21 protein-coding genes are annotated in these 18448 nt (G+C 38.5%); 6 read left to right on the top strand and 15 right to left on the bottom strand.

What is annotated here, in order from left to right:
- Positions 1-181: 181 nt before the first annotated feature.
- Complete coding sequence (lepB, locus tag ACDZ29_RS16705) at positions 182-745, bottom strand: signal peptidase I (RefSeq protein WP_289317509.1); 564 nt, start codon at positions 743-745, stop codon at positions 182-184.
- Between the two features lie 33 nt (positions 746-778).
- Positions 779-1393 (bottom strand): TVP38/TMEM64 family protein, encoded by a 615-nt coding sequence (locus tag ACDZ29_RS16700; protein WP_375088201.1) that lies wholly within the window; start codon positions 1391-1393, stop codon positions 779-781.
- 292 nt (positions 1394-1685) lie between these two features.
- Between ACDZ29_RS16700 and ACDZ29_RS16695 the strand changes: the two genes are divergently transcribed.
- From ACDZ29_RS16695 to ACDZ29_RS16685, 3 genes are all read left to right on the top strand, one after another.
- Positions 1686-2060 (top strand): hypothetical protein, encoded by a 375-nt coding sequence (locus tag ACDZ29_RS16695; RefSeq protein WP_289324076.1) that lies wholly within the window; start codon positions 1686-1688, stop codon positions 2058-2060.
- Between the two features lie 1328 nt (positions 2061-3388).
- A complete protein-coding gene (locus ACDZ29_RS16690) occupies positions 3389-4228 on the top strand; it encodes a ComEC/Rec2 family competence protein (RefSeq protein WP_375088200.1) in 840 nt (279 codons plus the stop codon).
- A complete protein-coding gene (locus ACDZ29_RS16685; protein ID WP_375088199.1) occupies positions 4229-4447 on the top strand; it encodes a DUF3006 domain-containing protein in 219 nt (72 codons plus the stop codon).
- A gap of 119 nt (positions 4448-4566) precedes the next feature.
- Here the strand turns inward: ACDZ29_RS16685 and ACDZ29_RS16680 are convergent, their stop codons facing one another.
- Complete coding sequence (locus ACDZ29_RS16680) at positions 4567-5130, bottom strand: competence protein ComK (protein WP_375088198.1); 564 nt, start codon at positions 5128-5130, stop codon at positions 4567-4569.
- Positions 5131-5456: 326 nt separating this feature from the next.
- Here ACDZ29_RS16680 and ACDZ29_RS16675 point away from each other — a divergent pair, with 326 nt between their 5' ends.
- A complete protein-coding gene (locus ACDZ29_RS16675; protein WP_289317515.1) occupies positions 5457-5693 on the top strand; it encodes an IDEAL domain-containing protein in 237 nt (78 codons plus the stop codon).
- 72 nt (positions 5694-5765) lie between these two features.
- On the opposite strand, the gene ACDZ29_RS16670 is transcribed toward ACDZ29_RS16675, so the two are convergent.
- From ACDZ29_RS16670 to ACDZ29_RS16635, 8 genes are all read right to left on the bottom strand, one after another.
- Positions 5766-6575, bottom strand: a complete 810-nt coding sequence (locus tag ACDZ29_RS16670; protein WP_289317516.1) for a YitT family protein — start codon at positions 6573-6575, stop codon at positions 5766-5768.
- Positions 6576-6727: 152 nt separating this feature from the next.
- Positions 6728-7993 carry a M48 family metallopeptidase gene (locus ACDZ29_RS16665; RefSeq protein WP_375088197.1) on the bottom strand — a complete coding sequence of 422 codons (1266 nt, stop codon included), beginning with the start codon at positions 7991-7993 and terminating at the stop codon, positions 6728-6730.
- Between the two features lie 200 nt (positions 7994-8193).
- Positions 8194-8388: a hypothetical protein gene (locus tag ACDZ29_RS16660; RefSeq protein ID WP_375088196.1), complete on the bottom strand. Its 195-nt coding sequence runs from the start codon at positions 8386-8388 to the stop codon at positions 8194-8196.
- A 27-nt stretch (positions 8389-8415) separates the two neighbouring features.
- On the bottom strand, positions 8416-9081 hold the full coding sequence (locus ACDZ29_RS16655; RefSeq protein WP_375088195.1) for a LuxR C-terminal-related transcriptional regulator: 666 nt from the start codon (positions 9079-9081) through the stop codon (positions 8416-8418).
- A gap of 204 nt (positions 9082-9285) precedes the next feature.
- Complete coding sequence (locus tag ACDZ29_RS16650; RefSeq protein ID WP_289317526.1) at positions 9286-9813, bottom strand: HD domain-containing protein; 528 nt, start codon at positions 9811-9813, stop codon at positions 9286-9288.
- A 178-nt stretch (positions 9814-9991) separates the two neighbouring features.
- Entirely contained in the window at positions 9992-11536 is a 1545-nt protein-coding gene (locus tag ACDZ29_RS16645; RefSeq protein WP_375088194.1) for a fatty acid--CoA ligase family protein, read from the bottom strand.
- Between the two features lie 179 nt (positions 11537-11715).
- Positions 11716-12705, bottom strand: coding sequence for a lipoate--protein ligase (locus tag ACDZ29_RS16640; protein ID WP_289324068.1), 990 nt, complete (start codon positions 12703-12705; stop codon positions 11716-11718).
- A 45-nt stretch (positions 12706-12750) separates the two neighbouring features.
- The gene (locus ACDZ29_RS16635; protein ID WP_375088193.1) at positions 12751-13485 is read right to left on the bottom strand and encodes an MBL fold metallo-hydrolase; all 735 of its coding nucleotides are present in this window, start codon (positions 13483-13485) and stop codon (positions 12751-12753) included.
- Between the two features lie 172 nt (positions 13486-13657).
- On the opposite strand from ACDZ29_RS16635, the gene yhfH reads away from it, so the two are divergent.
- Complete coding sequence (gene yhfH, locus ACDZ29_RS16630; protein ID WP_065310849.1) at positions 13658-13786, top strand: protein YhfH; 129 nt, start codon at positions 13658-13660, stop codon at positions 13784-13786.
- Between the two features lie 156 nt (positions 13787-13942).
- Here the strand turns inward: yhfH and ACDZ29_RS16625 are convergent, their stop codons facing one another.
- From ACDZ29_RS16625 to hemE, 3 genes are all read right to left on the bottom strand, one after another.
- Positions 13943-14518 carry a TetR/AcrR family transcriptional regulator gene (locus ACDZ29_RS16625; RefSeq protein WP_289317530.1) on the bottom strand — a complete coding sequence of 192 codons (576 nt, stop codon included), beginning with the start codon at positions 14516-14518 and terminating at the stop codon, positions 13943-13945.
- Positions 14519-14775: 257 nt separating this feature from the next.
- Positions 14776-15711 carry a ferrochelatase gene (gene hemH / locus ACDZ29_RS16620; protein WP_375088192.1) on the bottom strand — a complete coding sequence of 312 codons (936 nt, stop codon included), beginning with the start codon at positions 15709-15711 and terminating at the stop codon, positions 14776-14778.
- Positions 15712-15789: 78 nt separating this feature from the next.
- Positions 15790-16833 carry a uroporphyrinogen decarboxylase gene (gene hemE / locus ACDZ29_RS16615; protein WP_289324064.1) on the bottom strand — a complete coding sequence of 348 codons (1044 nt, stop codon included), beginning with the start codon at positions 16831-16833 and terminating at the stop codon, positions 15790-15792.
- Positions 16834-17102: 269 nt separating this feature from the next.
- Between hemE and ACDZ29_RS16610 the strand changes: the two genes are divergently transcribed.
- Positions 17103-17618 (top strand): antibiotic biosynthesis monooxygenase family protein, encoded by a 516-nt coding sequence (locus ACDZ29_RS16610; protein WP_375088191.1) that lies wholly within the window; start codon positions 17103-17105, stop codon positions 17616-17618.
- A gap of 183 nt (positions 17619-17801) precedes the next feature.
- Here the strand turns inward: ACDZ29_RS16610 and ACDZ29_RS16605 are convergent, their stop codons facing one another.
- Positions 17802-18425: a phosphatase PAP2 family protein gene (locus tag ACDZ29_RS16605; RefSeq protein ID WP_375088190.1), complete on the bottom strand. Its 624-nt coding sequence runs from the start codon at positions 18423-18425 to the stop codon at positions 17802-17804.
- Positions 18426-18448 lie beyond the last annotated feature (23 nt).

The following is an 18448-nucleotide window of genomic DNA, read 5'->3' as shown; positions in this document are numbered from 1 at the left end:
CCCCCTTATACAACATAATATCTAGATCTATCATACCAGAAATACTTTCTTTTTTATGACTAGGTTTCTGTTTCCAATTAGGCACACTTTCAATTATTTTACCGTTTCCCTTAAAAAAACACCAATCGTACGTTCGCGTTTTCCCCAAAAGAAAAAGCCCTCATAATTTTCGGGCTTCGAATCATTCACCTGTAAATCTATAATTGAATTCTTTGAGCGGCCAATATCGAACATCGACTTTACCGATAACATTTTCAACAGGTATATAACCAAAGTGACGGCTGTCCGCACTTTCAAGACGATTATCACCCATGACAAAAAGCTTGCCCTCCGGGACTGTGGTCATGTCCGTCAATTCTTTTAAGGTAAAATCACCCGTAAAATCCTGTCCCGGAAAACCTTCCTTATATTTCTCAAGATAAGGCTCATCCACTTTCTCACCATTTACGTAAAGCCAATCATCTTTATAACGAATGCGGTCACCTGCAATCCCTATAACTCGCTTAACATAATCTTCTTGTGAATTCGCATGAAAAACAATAATGTCAAATCGGTTGATATCATGAATCTGGTAATTGATTTTATTCACGACAAGTTTATTACCATCTTCAAGGGTCGGCTGCATCGATTTTCCTTCAACATCATAGCTTGAAAAGAAAAAAGTACGGATTAAGATGTAAATAACAAAAGCTATCATGGCTGCTTTTATCCAATCGGATAAAGTATTCTTGTTTGTTTTTTCCATCTAGTTCAACCCCTACTACATTTATATACTAATTTATTGTCCTTCTTCTCTCTTCATGCTTTTATTTAACCGGACTTCCAGTCTTTTTCCTACATACCACAGGATAAAGATGACAATCCCGATAATGATCGTACGCACAGGTTTATGTATTAAGGACACTAAATCGTAACCTACGAAGCTGATCGTAAAAATCATCACCGCTTTCCCTCCTACGACTGCAAGTCCATATTGCAAAGGACTGACTTTTGAAAGTCCTGCCACGATATTCACGATAGCCGATGGAGTAAAAGGGAAGCAGAGCAGTATGAACATGGGACCGAATCCATGGCTTTCCACCCAAACCATCAACCTCTGTACCTGCTTATGTTTTTGCAAAAATCGAAAAAACCTCATTTGACCATATCTTCTAATAATAAAAAAGATCAAAAAAGAACCAGCTACAGCACCAATCCAAGAAAATAAAAACCCCCACCAGAGACCAAAAGCCGTTGCATTAGCAAGCACGAACACCACTAAGGGCAAAAAGGGCAAAAAGGCTTCCAGCATCGGCAGTAAGATCCCAGGAATTGGACCGAATGAGCGATATTGCTGAATAAGCGCCGATATATGATCAAGTGTAAACCACTCACGTATAGTATCCAAATCCATAATTATCTCCCTCGACATGCTACTATAAAAGCAGCATAAACTTATTAAAAACCGTTTATTTTAGATATATCACTTTCCCCTGAAATTGCAAGAATTATTATCCATATATCTTCATACTTTCCCTATCTCAGGAAAACATAATCTTGTTAACAAAAATTTCATCATTTATCAAAATTGCTTGCATATGCACTGAAAATGCATTAGGATTAAAAAACGAGAACAAACGTTCTAACTTTTACTAAGTATACATATTAATATTGTAAACGTGCTACTTTAGAAAGGAGCGGTCATGATGACCCGCATTCCAGAAGATGACCGAAATATGATTGAAAAAGCCATCTACCTCCCTATGGTTATTACAGTCTTGAACCGGGATCTCAAGGTCATCGAAATTAGTCCGTTTAAATTAAAAAGGCCCTATTCGGAACTAGTCGAACATATTTTAACGGTGGTCCAGGACGATCTTGCCGAGGTACGGCGCTATTTGCGCAAGGAGAATATTAAAGTAAGTCAAATCAAACGCGATGAATCCTTCACGATGTATTGTTTTTTATATAAAGGATACGAGGAACATCATAATTACTTCAATCCCCGCCTTCGCAATAAAACCGAAGACTTGTTATGTTATTACTTTTTCGAAAAAAGTCTCCGCTCAAGGGAAATTTAGCGGATTATCCCTATTGCAGACATCCTCCATATTGTTTGCCTATGAATGATGGGTGATTGGAGTCTTTCGGGAAGGATACAGATGCCTGGGGGAAGGAAGATATGACCATTAAATCGCATCTGATCTTTCCTGGCATAAAGATAAGGGATTTCAATTTTTCCACTGTCCTTAACGAATAATAGGTTGGGCTGGCATGCTCATAATTAATCGTCATTTTAATCACCACTTTAATTCTGTACAATAAACATAACTATTCCCCAACACTATCATTTTAGAGTCAGCACAGCATTTTTGCAAAAGATTGTTAACGGCATTGTCTGAGTAAAGTCTTTGAAAACCAAATTACTTTAATTAAAGAGTCTCTGACAGCTTATAAAAATAAATCGCCTACTTATAAATTAACCAACAAAAAAGCGGAAAGTTTATTATGGATATAAATCCGTATTCGATTGGAACAAATTCATAAATGAAAAACGTCAACCAGAACTCTTTTTTTTAGTCATGTCTATATACTGCCCCTATACCAGTCTAGCCATCTACTAGTAACCATCTCTTGATATAAAAAAGAACTTCCAGAAAGATAAGAACCCTTGTGAATAGTTTGTGAAATATTGAACAAAATATTTGAAACATCGTGGATGTCCAATATATTATGAAGTGAATCACTAACAAACTTATACCCCTTTATTTGATCGTTAAAAGTTTCTCCAACCCTTTTTTCTTATAAAAAACCATGCAATGTTTAACCCCTGCATGGTTTTTCTTTTTTTAATAATCAATTCGAAAATGTAAAGCATATTCCGTTATAAGAATCCGAGATGGACTTAACAATATATAGGGTTTTATATGGGTGAATAATAGAATTAGCCACAATTTCAATCGATTCCCCAGAATTTGTGACAAAATTCCAAACTCCCTTCACATATTCTTCACCTACATCATAAAGGCCTACGCCTATACCCTTTGCAATATCTGCCGTTTGCTTGCAGGTTTCTAGCTGCAAAACATACTGCTGTTGGGTGAGCCCTAAGTTTTCATACCCGATCTGATTGGCGATTTTGAGGAACTCATCCGGATTTTAATAGTTCTTTTATGTAAAACTATTATTCACTGTGAAATTCTGGACATAATTTATATTCAAAAAATCAGCGGATTCTTTAAACAATCATCATAGATACCCAGGACAGGACATTTTAACTGGTATTTTATTAGATTGCTCCTATCTATGTTACTCGTAGCTCCTCTTCATATTTAAATCCAGAAGAAAATCAAGTCTAAATCCCCATTTTCCCCATTTCACATGTTAAATTATTATCTGGAGGGGAAAAATGAAGAAAATTAATATTCTACTAGTTGCTGTTCTTGTTTTATCTTTATGCACTGGACTTAAAACAACTGAGGCAGCCTCAAATATGAAGGTACATTTCATCAACGTTGGACAAGGAGATTCAATTCTTATTCAAACAGGTAATGAAAATGTTTTAATCGATGGTGGCGGTAAAGGAAAGGGCGACGATGTTGTTGCCTACCTAAAAAAACAAAAGGTAAAAACACTTAATGCTGTAGTATCCACTCACCCCGATGCGGATCATGTGGGCGGTCTGGCTTATGTGATTAAAACGCTTAATATAAAATCTGTCTATGCCCCTAAAATCTCTCATACTACCCAAGCTTACAAAGACTTTTTAACGGCTGTTAAGCAGAAGAAGCTTACTATAAAAAAAGCGCAGACTGGCGTGGAAATCAACACTAAAGCTAATGATAATTCCTTAAAAATCATTGCACCTGTTAAAGACTATGCTAAGTCTGACTTAAATAACTGGAGTGCTGTCCTTTTACTTAAACACGACAAAAAAACATTCTTGTTTACAGGTGATGCTGAAGAAAAAGCCGAGACAGATATGCTGGTTAAAAAACTAATACCAAGTGTGGATGTACTTAAAGTCGGCCATCATGTTGCAAAAACATCAACAAGTTCAGCTTTCATTAACAAAACAAAACCGAAATACGCTGTAATCAGTGTAGGGAAAAATGGATATGGGCACCCTACTTCTACAGTTGTAAAACGGTTGAATTCAGTGAAAGCCCAAACCTATCGCACAGATAAATCAGGTAACATTATTTTTACTTCTACAGGTCAGAAAATTACTGTAAAGACGGTGAAATAAATGGTACAAGGAATTATTGATCGCTTCGAAGGAAAGGTTGCTGTCGTTGAGATCGATGGTGGTGTCATGAAGGATTATCCTAAAAGTGCTCTTCCTAAGGGAGCAAAAGTAGGGGATATGCTGATTATCGATGGTGATAATATTTCCATTTCCAAAGAAGGCACTGAAAAATTAAGAAAAGAAATTGACGATCTAATGGATGAATTATTTGAAGATTAATTATGGAACCCTTCTTTAATAAGAAGGGCTTTCATTATTTTCGAGTGAATTCCATACGCTTGCTTCCTTTACTTTCATTCCGATCATGCTTTTATGATTATCCCAGCCTGAATCCCTTTCTAACGTGGTATATACTTTGACATTACCTCTGAAGCCTTGACTCCATTTGCTTCGGTGAACAGATAGAAAGATTTCCTCTTTGTTTCCTCAATCCTCTGGATGAGTTTCGTTTTTAAAAAGGATGTCCGGTGCAGCTGGTTTTCGAAAGAACTGCATGATACTTCTATATCGACGGTTTGTTTATTCCTGAATGTGATGGTTGTATGTTTGGAATCCAGGCGATCATAGGATACTACATGCTCATGTGATATCCAGATGCATTGGGGACGCAACGGAGATGTAGTTGGAAAGAAGAAGATCGAACTCGTCGGATCAATCGCGATCGGTGCTTTATGTGTGATGTTTATGAGCTGTTTCGTGCCTTGCTTGCGTCCTTCATAACTTGATCCGAAGAACTCACAGCTTCTCTTTACTATTTCCAAAGGTTTAAAGGGCGAGACGAATTCGTCCTCCATTTCAACGATACGGGCATATATTTTACTGCCATAATTGATTGGCGAAACCATTAGTGTATATGGCGTGATTTCATACTCCTCGATGATTCCCTGACTGTTTTCCTTCATTATTAATCCACCTCTTCCTCATTGCATTAAACACTTTTTTCACTTTAACAAAGCTTATACTCTTAATTGCTGTTTGCCCCCCTCCATTCCCCATTGTCAATAAACAGGTGAAGTCAGATGGGAAATATATGTTAAATTACTCACTATAATAGCACAACCTGTAAAGATAAAAAGCAAGTTCACAAAAAGTTAAAAATTCTTATACATAGTGGTCATTTCGTCATCTAAACGACACATTTTCTATCAAGATTTAAATTTTTTAAATTTTCAGTTGATTTTATCCACTCAAATCCATATACTAATAAAAAGGGTCAGGGGTGGTAACTTTGAAAAATGAAAAATCTTATTCAGAGTCAGTGAAGTCCTTATCAATGAGCGAAATGAAAAACGATGCTGTGGTTCAGGAAATGTTAATTGATATGATTATTCTGGAATCCGTCCTTAATACCAAGAAGAATATCCTTGCGAAACAGATTGATGAAGCCCTGGATATGAAAAACGAACCTTTATTCTTAAAATTAAGTTCTGAAATGAACGTTTTGCTAAAACAGTTTGGAAGTTAAAATGCATGGCTAAATAACAGCCTGATAATCAAAAAAGCCTCCCCTAATGTTGGGAGGCTTTTCTATTTATCATTACTCTTTATGAAACATCCCCATAACTTCGGCTGTTTCTGTTATATTGACAAAAGCATTCGGATCTACTTCTTTTATCATCGCTTTTACATCGGTTAATTGATAACGGGTAATGACTGTCATCATCACTTTACTCTTTTCTCCAGAGTATGCACCTTCACCATCCATGACTGTAATTCCTCGATATAGGTTGGTCAGGAGCTTCGTTTTCATTTCGTCACTCTTTTTCGTAACGATCATTAATGTTAATTTAATGTGATTGGAATGAATCGTATCAATCACCTTTCCAGCTGCATATATGGAAATCAGCGTATATAATGCGGCATCCCAACCAAAGATGAAGCCTGAGATAACCACCACAACTCCATTCATCACTGAAAGCAATGTACCAAGTGGAAAATCGCTCTTCTTAGCCAACAGCATGGCAATGATATCGAAACCGCCTGAAGAACCTGAAGCACGAAAAATGATGCCTATACCGAATCCCGATATGATTCCGCCAAATAAAGAAGACAAAATCGGTTCAGTGGATATTCCATGAACTGGAATGAGATATAAACTGACGGATATCACGACAACTGATAATATCGTATAGGTGATAAAGCGTCTTCCTAACTTCAAGTATCCTAGAATCAGCAATGGCAAATTCAAGAGAAAATTCAATATCCCTGTGTTGACTGGGGTAATGATTCCGAACATAATCGCAAGTCCACTAAGTCCGCTGCTTAAAATTAAATGAGGTATCAAAAATAAGTTGTAGGCTACTGCAACAAGCACTGAGCCTATAGTGATAAAAAGTACATTATACATATCTGATCTCCTTAAAACGAACTGGGAATTTAATTTATTATAGTAGAGAACCTAAGAATTTTAAAAATAATAGTTTTTTCTGAAAACAACTTACAAACTTACAATTTCCCAATATAAGTAAAGGAAAAAGCCAGCTGATTTTCAGCTGGCTTTCAATCACCCTTTGTATCTGCATTTTCAACAGTGGAAATCCGCTCGAGCATGGTTGGATGGGAATACCGTAGCCATTTTACCAGGAATGGTGGATTGACCTGACTCAAACCCGACCTTGTGAGTTCCTGGAAAGTGGTGATTGCTGATTCTTTATCCCCGGTCATTTCAATGGCATAACGGTCAGCCCTTGTTTCTTGATATCTGGAAACATAATTGGACACCGGGCTGGAAGCAAACAGCAGCACAGACGTTATTAAGAAAAATAATGGAAGAGAAGCGATGCTGTCAACCGTACGCACCTTTATCAGGTGGCCCCAGCGCCTTATGATATAATTCATGATTTTCGATGTCAGCCATAAGCCGATTAAAGTCATTCCTAAATATCCTGCAATCCCTATATAAATGTGCTTTTCAACATAATGAGCCATTTCATGTGCCATGATAAAAAGGATTTCATCTTCCTTTAGTTTATTGAGGGTCGTATCCCAAAGGACTATCCTTGAATTGGAACCTATGCCGTTCACGTATGCGTTTAATGCATTTGTCTTTTCCGCCATATTTACTTCATATACGTGATCAGCCGGAATTTCAGCCTGTGAGGCAAGTGCCAATATTTCCGTTTCCAGCTCTTTATTTTTGAGCGGATAGAATTCATTATACAGCGGATCAATCAAAACAGGCTGAACAAACATAAGAAACAAGGTAAATGGAATGGACAACATCCAAGCATAGAGCCACCACTTCTTCACACTTTTCTTCATTAACCAATATAAGACGGAAACGATGATGAACATCAACCCAAAATTCACCCAAAATTCGATGACTCCATCCTTCATCCACGAGGTGAAACTTTGTGTACTGATATGGTAACTTTTACTCATCCGGTAACCAATGAAGCTGATTGGAAATAGTGCCAGGTAAGAAATTACAGAAAGCCAGAATAAGTAAATGCCTGTTTGGATCACTTTCCGTTTCGATACCGTCACGGAAGACTTTTCAAATGCTTTTGAAAAACCAAATAATAAAATGAAGAAATACAGCAGCCATTCATATGGTGTAGAAACGAAAAAAATAAAATTCCTCATATCTGAATACTCTTCGCTAAGTTTTAGTTCCCTTGCATTCAAAAATGTTGCAGGGTCTGCTGCAGTACCACGCAATGCTTCGGGAATGGAAGTATCTGCCCCATAAAAAATATACCAATACATCACTGCTGCATAAAAGATATATAATAGAATCGCTCTTCCTGCCCATTTTCTAACCATGATGCCCCTCCTTATAACGAAACTCCCTCTTATTAGTTTAATCCAAAATGGACAGGTTAGAACTGCATTTCCCTTCTATTTTATTTATTCCATAAATATTCAAACAATCTCGATTATTTTGTCTGGTTTTAATCCTTCTTTTGTTTTATCAACCTTTCAATTATTAGTATTGCACAGAATCCCGTCAGTCAAAAATGCACTCATGAACCTACGGCCCGGCTTTGGAATTCAAGTATGTTCAAATGCAGAAGATAAGGGATGAACTGACGTGGAATTTCCCAATCACATTCGATCCGGAAAAGAACAGCGGAAGGAGTGGATGCATATGCAGAGACAGTTAAAACGGATGGCTGGGAGGTATTACGAGGAACAGTTAAAGATATGAAAAGGCTCATTGACCAAGGAGCGAAGGGCTTAAGTAGTCACCCCTTCATGCTGCTATTTTGAAAACTATACAAAAGTGCCATAAGCTCAGGGCGATTACTAACATTCAGTTTTCTGTATATGCGGCTGATATAGTTTTTTACCGTGCCGATGGATAGAAAAAGTGTTTTTGAAATTTGCTGATTCGTCTGGCCTTCGTTAAGTAGAATAAGCAGTTCATACTCGCGTTTAGAAAAGGCCCCTAATTTTTCAATTGCCTTATCCAATGATACTGGTGATTTTTCAACACCATCCTGCTGCAGCTTCTTCATTAGAAAAGATTTGAATGAGGCAGGATAGACTATTTGACCATTGGCACATTGACGGATTGCCGACACCACTTGTTTCATTCCACTATCCTGTAACACATAACCTGCTGCACCCTGGCATATTGCTTCGATAAGATAGTGGTCTTCTGAACAGGCAGTAAGAATGACGAAAGGAATGGATGGGTGTTTTTCCTTTAGGATTGGCATTACTTCCTGTCCATACTTCCCTGAAGACTGGACATCAAGAAGAATGACATCGACTGATGCTGTATAATCAAGATCAAGAAATTCCATTTCATTCCCCGTTGTTCCTATGACCTTAATGTCTTCTTCTTTTTCGAAGATTCCCTTTAGCCCCCCTTGGCCACCATATATCATTAGCTTAATCGACTTCATAACTTCACCTGTTCTTTTCATTATTTGTTAATAATCCGATGATTTTTATAATTGCGGCCACCACGAATAGTTCTATTGGTCTATATATTACATCATTAATTCACTTGATAACAATATAAATGAAATAAATTCAAAAGCAAAATTTAAACTGTAAAATATGCTTTAAAAAAGTGCACGTTAAAAAGGCTATCAACCTGTTTGCCTTCAGGATGATAGCCTTTTTCTTTGTTCCTCGTCTATGAGTGTATCAAGCTTCATGATGCTTTCCTTTGCCCGGAGAAAATCAATTTTACGGTAATGGTGTTTTCCACCTTCTTCTTCATCTTTTTCGTCGGCCCATTTGACGACCTGCTGAAGCGGTGTTCGAATAATATCATTTGAAGGTAAAAACGAATCGGTGTGAAATAAGATGGCGAGGGAAATTGTCTTTGCCTTTATCGGGTTCTCTCCCAAACGGATTAACAGTTTATGTGCTCGTTCTGCACCTTTAATGGGATGGATATCATTTTGTTTGTACAGATCATAATCCCATTTACCGTTGCGATACCAGGTAAAATGACCCATATCATGCAAAAGTCCAGCTTTAGCTGCAATATCAGGGTCTATCTTATATTCGTTTGCTAGGTGAAACGAATGGTATGCTACCGCAATCGCATGAGCCAGACCTGAACGGTTCAAGTATTTTTGAGCAATGGGATGTGTAAAAATATCTAAAAGCTTTACATCTCTCATCTAACCCCTCCTTACAATTATGTGGAAATTTTTAATGACAATCATAACTCTTTTCGAAACAAGAATCAAGGTTTTAAGCTTCCCCTCCTGATATATTTTATGCAGCCTGATGCACTTTGGTTGTACAAAAAAGGACCATTGCAGGTTATAGGCAATGGTCCCCTTATGATCAACAAATTCAGTTTTGTATTACATGTTTTTTTAAGGAACGCCGTAAAATTTTACCGGTTGTATTTTTTGGAAGTTCATCCAAAAACTCAATTTTTGCCGGAACCTTATACTTAGCCAAATGTTCCATGCAATAGGCAAGTAATTCTTCCTCGGTCAATGCATTGTTTTTCTTTACCACAAAGCAATGAACCACTTCTCCCTGATTTGGATCCGGTAAGCCTATGGCTGCTGCCTCGACTACTTCAGGATGGGCGTACAGAACCTCCTCCACTTCACGTGGGTAGACATTATAACCCCCGACGATGATTAGTTCCTTTTTACGATCTACGATGAAAAAATACCCTTCATCATCCATCCTCGCTAAATCGCCTGTATACAACCAGCCATTTTTCAAGACTGCCGCCGACTCTTCAGGCATTTTATAATACCCCTTCATTACATTCGGACCCCGGACAATCAATTCTCCTACCCCATTGATCGGCACTTCTTCACCAAGCTCATTGACCACTTTATTTTCCACCCCAAGGATCGAGGTTCCGATGGATCCCGCCTTCCTTGGACGATCCAATGGGTTGAAGCAGGTAACGGGAGATGCTTCGGATAAACCATACCCTTCCGAAACCCTGACATTAAATTTCCGCTCGAATGATTCAAGCAGTGACACTGGCATGGCGGATCCACCTGAAATGCATATGCGCAACGACTTCAGATCGTCTTCTTTCGCATCGGGAAATTGGAAAAGAAAATTGTACATCGTTGGCACCCCAGCAAAAACGGTCGCATCATATTTTTTGATTTGCCTGAATATTTCCTTTGGACTGAATTGCGGGACAATTAAAAGCGTACCTCCGCTCATCAATGGGGCATTCACAACTACCGTTAAACTGAACACGTGGAACATTGGTAATGTCGTAATGACACGGTCACTTTCCGTAATTTTCAAATAATCACCAACATCATGAGCATTGGAGAATATATTGGCATGTGTGAGCATGGCCCCCTTCGGTTTCCCCGTTGTCCCTGAAGTGTAGAGTATGATTGCCGTAGCATCAGGATCCAGGTCAGGACCTTTAAAACCGGCATGCCCCTTTTCGACCATTTTTGCAAACGATTTCATTTTCGGGTAGATGTTAAATTTGCTAATATCCCCATTATCCGGCTGCGTTTCACAAATTACATAATGTTCTACGCTTGAGAGGATCGGGTTCATTTTCTCGAATAAGGGTACAAGCTTATCTAAAGCCACAACGACCTTTACATCGCCATTATTCAGGATGTAACCAATCTCATCAGGTGTGTAAATTGGATTTACGGGAATTACGGTCGCCCCTGCTCGCAGAGCTCCATACAACGAAATGATGAAATGTGGAGAATTCCCTAAAACCAGCGCAACATTATCACCTTTTGAAACACCAAGCCTATGTAATTCGTCTGCAAACTTTGTAACGGCCATATCCAATTCCCCATATGAGGTGGATTGATCCATAAAATAATAAGCTGGCTTATCGGCCTTTCTTAAAGCCGTTTGATGAAGCTGTTCAGATAAATTCATCGTTCTCCCTCCCCTGTAAATAGCATGAATGAACAGTCATTCATTTTTATAAAAGACTAAATACATTTTTATTATATTAAAAGAATGCGTTTACAGCAACAATTTTATCCATATTCAAGCAATTACTGTCATTATTAGACACAAAAGCCGTCCTATTAAATCGGGACGGCTTTTCAGGCTTAATATATTAAAGCCAATATTTCTTCTTTCGTTACGTTGCCAAAATAATGCCGAACATCTATCTCATCTAGTACACTGCTGATGGCTTCCTTTTCATAGCGTATTCCAGTAAGCTTTTGTTCAATATCCGCAACCTCTCCGACCCCGAAGAAGTCACCGTAGATTTTACAATTCTCAATGATTCCCCTGTTCACTTCAAGACGGATATCAACAGATCCCACCGCGAATCTATGTGAGTTTTGCAAGTTGAATTTAGGCGATTTTCCGTAGTTCCACTCCCAGTTTTGATACCTTTCTTCCGAGATTTTATGAATCTCCTCCCAATCGGCCTCCGTTAAAACATACTCTGTAACTTCGCCGCTATCTTTGAATATATTTTGCAGAAGGAATGAACGGAATTCTTCAACAGACATCGGTTCTTTTAAGAAATCAGCGATATTACCGACACGGCTTCTAATCGATTTAATTCCCTTGGACTCGATTTTATCCTTTTTCACTTTTAAGGCGGATACAATGTGATCCATTTCTGATTGAAACAACAATGTCCCGTGACTGAACATTCTGCCCTTCGTTGAAAACATCGCGTTGCCGGAGATTTTCTTTCCTTCGGCCAGGATATCATTACGTCCGCTTAATTCAGCATGTATTCCAAGTTTCTCAAGCGTTTCCACGACAGGCTGGGTGAACTTCTTGAAATTATGGAAGCTATCTCCATCATCTTTCGTAATGAAACTGAAATTGAGATTTCCTAGGTCATGATAAACAGCCCCGCCCCCCGAAAGGCGGCGAACTACTGTAATGCCATTTCCCTCTACATAATCGGCATTGATTTCTTCAATCGTATTTTGATTCCTTCCAATGATGATTGAAGGGCGATTTATGTAAAATAGGAGATAGGTTTCATCTATATTTAAATGTTTAAGCGCATATTCTTCGATTGCCAGATTAATTCTCGGATCTGTAATTCCCTTATTATCAATAAAAAGCACAGTTGTTCCTCCTTGTAGAGTCCATTCATTACCCTAATGTTTCATTTATAGTTGGAATTCGAGATTGGTTTTAGCTACAGCTATTTCCCTTTTGAATACCTCGGCTGCTTCTTTTTTCAGTTGATTAAGATCCCCATAATGAGGAAGATGAGTTAACAGCAAAAGCTGGACGTCGGCCTTGGCTGCAAGCATGCCCGCTTCTCTAGCCGTCATATGCCCCGCCTTTGAACCATCCATATCACTGTAAAAGTTACTTTCACACAATAAAACATTTGCGTCTTTAGCGAAATCTGCTAACTCATCCATATAAGAACTGTCACCTGTATAAACAATCGAATGATTTTCAGCTTCAATCCTCATAGCAAAACAAGGGACTGGATGTTTTGTTTTCATGAACGTAAATTTACAAGGTCCTATGGTTAAGGGTTCATCAGCAGAGTAGGCTATGCCCTTTGTCACGTCTTTATAAGTTAACTTTCCAAATTCGGCTTGGTCTAAATCATGACCATAAATAGGTATGGTCCTTTTTTCACTGCCCAATAACTGCTGTATGAGCGCAGCGTGCTGCAGGACACCAATATCCGCAACATGATCCGGATGATAGTGGGATAATACAACTGCACCTAGGTCCTCCGGCTTCATATGATTTTGCAGCTGTGATAGAACACCACTGCCACAATCAAGCAGAATGCGAAAATCTTCATATTCAAGCAAATAGCCAGAACTTGCCTCATTTTTAGCTGGATATCCGCCCCAGCAGCCAATTACGGTGATTTTCATGCTTAGGCACTCCTTTTTTCTCTCAATGACTTCCCCATAAATATAAACTATTCTTTCCCTCATTTCACCTTTTTTACTTATGTTATAAAACATTGATTGACAATCTATATCTGTTATAATACAATGAAGTTATAGAAAAGCGAATAATAAAAAAATTCAGGAGATGATGTTCATGATTCAAAGTAGCGTTGAGTTCTTTAAAAACCTGCCTCCGAAACAATGCACGGAATGCGGAAAAAAAATTGAAGAACAGCACGAATGTTATGGAAACCACTGTGATCATTGCCTTTCTGGAGAGTAGTAGTAATGTGTTTCACCATCCTCTTCGGCAGGATGATCCCATATAAAGTTCGGTTTAACAGCTTAAAACCCAATATAAAGAAGAGATGCCGATCATCGGCATCTCTTCTTTTGGTTTTTTACGATTCATTGCATTCCAGCCAAAAAAATAGAATTATCACGGAGCGGATAATCCTTTGAATAAATATATTTTAAATAGTTCAGCAATTTCATCTTTCTCTAATGGGGCATGGTTCCTTTCCCAATCAAAAATCAGGGCAAGGTACATCTTTAACATCAGGAAAGCTGTTATCTCTGGATCGCAAGGCTTTATATAGCCCTTATCAATCGCTATTTTAAGTTTGTCCTTAATGTAAGATACGACAGCTTCTTCCATTTCATTAACCATTTCCTGAACGGCTGGCGTTCCAATTTCCCGCTCTTCTTGAAAAAGCTTTAAAGATAACTGATGCTCCTGCCTGAACTCCAGGATTCGATAAACGGCCCGATGCAGGTTTTCAAAAAAGGAGAGCTGATCATCCAAAGATTGTTCCGCCTCATATTTCATTTCCTCTATCATCCGCTGAACGATTTCTCTAAACAGCTCTTCTTTATTTTTATAAAAGGTATAAATGGTCCCTTTTCCCACATTGGCAATTTTAGCGACTTGATCCATCGTCGTTGCCTTATATCCAAAAAGTGAAAACGACTTGGTCGCGGCTTCTAAAATTAATTTTTTACGATCAACAGACATTTCCCACCTCAATCCTGACCAAACGGACAAAACAGTCATTATGTTCAAAAATATCATACCAAAAATATTCAGTCTTTTCAATTTAATTTTAAATTTTCTAGAGAAATAATGGCCATCCTCATTACTGGACAGCCACCTTTTCGAAAATGGAGTATTAAATTTTCCAAAGTAAAAACAAAAGTGCCGCTTATTCAGATGATAGCTTGAAAATATGTAGAGGCACATTACAGAATGGTTAAACTGAACATCCCATATAACTATTTTTCCTGTAATCTGTTTAAAATGATTGTGGCCAAAGCATCGATGAATTCAGGTTTAACATTGGGCATATCCGGCCTGTAGTATCCTGCACCAATATCTTCCGTCACTACCTTACATTCATAATCGTTATCATAAAGGACTTCAAGATGCTCGGCCACGAAGCCTACAGGAATATAAATGAAAGCTTTATACCCTTTTGCTTGATGAAGATCTCTGGTTAAATCCTGTACATCCGGCCCAAGCCATGGTTCAGGTGTTTGTCCAGCGCTTTGCCAGCCTACTGCATAATTGGTGACACCCGCGCCTTCAGCAATCATGTCTGCAGTTTCTTTCAATTGATTTGGATACGGATCTCCAGATTGCAAGATTTTCTCAGGGAGACTATGTGCAGAAACGATCAAAGCGAAATTATCGCGTTCTTCCGAGGGCATTTTCCCGATTACACCTTTTACTTGATCTACCCAATATTGAATGAATTTCGGCTCATCATACCAGCTTTCAACAGAAGTGATGGTCATGTCACCCAATTTAGCGGCTTCATCCTGTGCACGTCCATTATAAGACTTCACGCTGAATGTTGAAAAATGCGGTGCCAATACTATACTGACAGCTTCTTTGATTCCATCATCATGCATTTGTTTCACTGCGTCTTCAACAAAAGGTTCAATATGTTTCAGTCCCAGATATGCCTTGAATTCAATTTCTTCCTGAACGGAATTCAATTGCTTTTCAAGGGCCTCAGCTTGTCCCGCCGTTATTTTTGCAAGCGGGGATAATCCACCGATCGCTTCATATCTGCCTCTTAGATCGGCAATCAATTCGTCGCTTGGTCGTCTCCCATGACGAATATGTGTATAATATCTTTCAATATCCGCTTCAGTGTACGGAGTACCATAAGCCATGACTAGAAGGCCCATTTTTTTTCTTGACATGAAATTACACCTCTTTTAAAGATTTCGTTCTTTTATTGTGCATCCAATTAAGGATTTTTAGCAAATGGTTCGCTCACCTTACTTCATTTTTGATGAATATTCATGAATGAAAGCGGTCAGTCTCTTCAGTGTTTCCGGATTTACGGAAGGGAAAACCCCATGTCCAAGGTTAAAGATGTAGCCATCCTGTTCCATGCCCTGATCCAGAATCCTTTTCGTCCGTTCTTCTATAACATCCCATGATGATAATAGCAGTGCTGGATCAAGGTTACCTTGAACCGTTTTCTGTATTCCCATTTGTCTTGCTTCTGTAATCGGAAGTCTCCAATCCAGACCGACTACATCAATCGGAAGGTCATTCCATTCCAGTGCCAAGTGACTAGCACCGACCCCGAACATGATTAGCGGTACATTTTCTTCACGTAATGAAGAAAAGATACGAGTCATGATTGGCTTGATGAATACGCGGTAATCCTCAACGTTCAATGCACCCACCCATGAATCAAAAATTTGGATGGCTTTAACGCCAGCCTTAATTTGGGACTTGACATAGATGATGATCATATCCGCTAACTTATCCATTAAAGCAAACCAGGCCACTGGCTCGGAATACATGAAAGCTTTCGTCTTATTGTAGTTTTTGGAAGGGCCGCCTTCAATCATGTATGAAGCAATGGTGAATGGTGCACCGGAAAAACCAATCAAAGGAACGGACAATTGCTCCGTGGTCAATAGTTTAATCGTGTCCAACACATAAGGGATGTCTTCCTCTGGGTTCAATTCACCCAATTTTTCAACATCCTTCACCGATTTGATTGGATTGGAAATTACTGGACCGATTCCCGACTTAATCTCGACATCGACACCAATGGCTGGTAGCGGTGTCATTATATCTTTATATAAAATCGCAGCGTCTACATCATATTGCTCAACTGGCAATCTAGTCACATAAGCGCATAATTCCGGCTGATGAGTGATCTCGAATAGGGAGTACTTCTCTTTCAGTTTACGGTATTCCGGCTGTGAACGGCCAGCCTGACGCATATACCAAACAGGCACATGATCCGTTTTCTCTCCTCTCGCAGCTTTTAAAAATGTATCATTCGTAATTTCCTTAGACATTAATATCCACCTTTCAAGCAATCACGTTTCTATTTTTATTCATACTTACCTAGAATATCAGAAGGATGTTGAATTTCAAATCGAATCTCCTTAAACTATAGCTTTTTATATAATAGAAGTATAGCCAACCTATATATTTGTCAGAAAATCGACGTTTTTATAAAAATCTTACCGGTTTCCAAGCCCATGGTTTGATTGGAAATGGTAAAAGCACGATTCATTGGGTAAAATGGGTATACAGGTACTATATAGAAATTGGAGGGGAATTTATGAATGTATTCATCACATCAGGCACTTACGATTTTTTGAAAATCAAAAAAGATAAGCACCCGAATGAAAAAATATTACTTATGCAAAACCCTGACACTACAGTCCTTTTACATGAAACATCAGGTAAAACGATCTTTAGCTCGCCACGTAAATATGAAGTAGTCGATGGGAAAGGAAACCTTCAAGATCATGGCTATGTAGTCATGAACAATATCCCTGTCAGTTTAGAAGGACGGCCGGTATTCGAACATCGTTTTAAAAACAGGGCCGGATTCATTGAAAATGAACCAGGTTTCGTCGCCCTTCGTGTCCTGCGGCCCATCAACTCTGAAACTTATGTAATCTTAACGATTTGGGAGAAACAAGCTGATTTTCTGAACTGGAAGAACTCCAGTTCCTTTCAAAAGGCGCATAACAGCGACTCCAAAGCTCCAGTTACGAATTCCAGCCAGAAGATGTTTTCAGGTGAAGCCTATGTAACGCAGTATACTTTGGTGAAGGATTCCGAAGAATGATCCATTCCTGCTCAATAAAAGGTCCATCCTCTCAAGGATGGACCTCTTTGAAATAATGGCAATCCAGATCGTTATTTTGGAAAGCGCAAAATTATATAAACCTATCCCAATCCGACAAATTCCTTCTTTATTTCCGGGGAAATGCAACGGATATATACATATATTTCATCTATGAATCCTTTTTCAAATGACTCTCCTTCCAAGTAACTTATACAAATTAAACAAGATTAAAATATATGCAACTCCTAATGCATAACCTGCTAAGATATCAGTTGGAAAATGAACGTTCATAGCGATCCGGCTGACCCCTATCAGCAGAACCAGACAAAGGAAACCTATTCCCACTACCCATTTCAATGAGTTTCCTTTAACTTCTTTTATTATGAAATAAGCTACCATACTGAAAAAAATAAGGCCAACCATTGCGTGGCCGCTTGGAAAACTGAAGCCACCTGTCTCCATCAATTGATTTTCAGGCCGTATTCTTTGAATATGATTTTTTATCCACCCGTTTAAAACATCGCCCCCAGACACTCCGATAGAGAAGACGGCCATGGTCAAATAATCCTTCTTGATTACCCATAAATATAGAACACATAGTAAGCTTCCAAAACCAATGACTTTGGATTTTCCAAGATAAGTGATGAATTTGAAGAAAGTGAATGAAAAAGTCTTCTCACTCACTGCAAAAAGTTCTCCAATATATGTATCGAACGCTAAAGTCTTCTCACCCTGGACTTCATGCATCAAAAAAAAGAATAGCAACAAGCAAAGCAAAACCACAACAACCCAGGAATATTTAATCATAGGATATAACTCTCCTCGAGGTA

Source organism: Peribacillus sp. RS7 (assembly GCF_041956845.1).
Lineage (GTDB): Bacteria > Bacillota > Bacilli > Bacillales > DSM-1321 > Peribacillus.
Note: the sequence above shows the minus strand (reverse complement) of the source record. Positions and strands in the feature narration are given on the sequence as shown.

Bases quoted from the DNA above. Each gene is read 5' to 3' on its own strand.
- lepB (WP_289317509.1), bottom strand. From the start codon at position 745: ATGGAAAAAACAAACAAGAATACTTTATCCGATTGGATAAAAGCAGCC.
- ACDZ29_RS16700 (WP_375088201.1), bottom strand. From the start codon at position 1,393: ATGGATTTGGATACTATACGTGAGTGGTTTACACTTGATCATATATCG.
- ACDZ29_RS16695 (WP_289324076.1), top strand. From the start codon at position 1,686: ATGACCCGCATTCCAGAAGATGACCGAAATATGATTGAAAAAGCCATC.
- ACDZ29_RS16690 (WP_375088200.1), top strand. From the start codon at position 3,389: ATGAAGAAAATTAATATTCTACTAGTTGCTGTTCTTGTTTTATCTTTA.
- ACDZ29_RS16685 (WP_375088199.1), top strand. From the start codon at position 4,229: ATGGTACAAGGAATTATTGATCGCTTCGAAGGAAAGGTTGCTGTCGTT.
- ACDZ29_RS16680 (WP_375088198.1), bottom strand. From the start codon at position 5,130: ATGAAGGAAAACAGTCAGGGAATCATCGAGGAGTATGAAATCACGCCA.
- ACDZ29_RS16670 (WP_289317516.1), bottom strand. From the start codon at position 6,575: ATGTATAATGTACTTTTTATCACTATAGGCTCAGTGCTTGTTGCAGTA.
- ACDZ29_RS16665 (WP_375088197.1), bottom strand. From the start codon at position 7,993: ATGGTTAGAAAATGGGCAGGAAGAGCGATTCTATTATATATCTTTTAT.
- ACDZ29_RS16660 (WP_375088196.1), bottom strand. From the start codon at position 8,388: ATGAGCCTTTTCATATCTTTAACTGTTCCTCGTAATACCTCCCAGCCA.
- ACDZ29_RS16655 (WP_375088195.1), bottom strand. From the start codon at position 9,081: ATGAAGTCGATTAAGCTAATGATATATGGTGGCCAAGGGGGGCTAAAG.
- ACDZ29_RS16650 (WP_289317526.1), bottom strand. From the start codon at position 9,813: ATGAGAGATGTAAAGCTTTTAGATATTTTTACACATCCCATTGCTCAA.
- ACDZ29_RS16645 (WP_375088194.1), bottom strand. From the start codon at position 11,536: ATGAATTTATCTGAACAGCTTCATCAAACGGCTTTAAGAAAGGCCGAT.
- ACDZ29_RS16635 (WP_375088193.1), bottom strand. From the start codon at position 13,485: ATGAAAATCACCGTAATTGGCTGCTGGGGCGGATATCCAGCTAAAAAT.
- yhfH (WP_065310849.1), top strand. From the start codon at position 13,658: ATGATTCAAAGTAGCGTTGAGTTCTTTAAAAACCTGCCTCCGAAACAA.
- ACDZ29_RS16625 (WP_289317530.1), bottom strand. From the start codon at position 14,518: ATGTCTGTTGATCGTAAAAAATTAATTTTAGAAGCCGCGACCAAGTCG.
- hemH (WP_375088192.1), bottom strand. From the start codon at position 15,711: ATGTCAAGAAAAAAAATGGGCCTTCTAGTCATGGCTTATGGTACTCCG.
- hemE (WP_289324064.1), bottom strand. From the start codon at position 16,833: ATGTCTAAGGAAATTACGAATGATACATTTTTAAAAGCTGCGAGAGGA.
- ACDZ29_RS16610 (WP_375088191.1), top strand. From the start codon at position 17,103: ATGAATGTATTCATCACATCAGGCACTTACGATTTTTTGAAAATCAAA.
- ACDZ29_RS16605 (WP_375088190.1), bottom strand. From the start codon at position 18,425: ATGATTAAATATTCCTGGGTTGTTGTGGTTTTGCTTTGCTTGTTGCTA.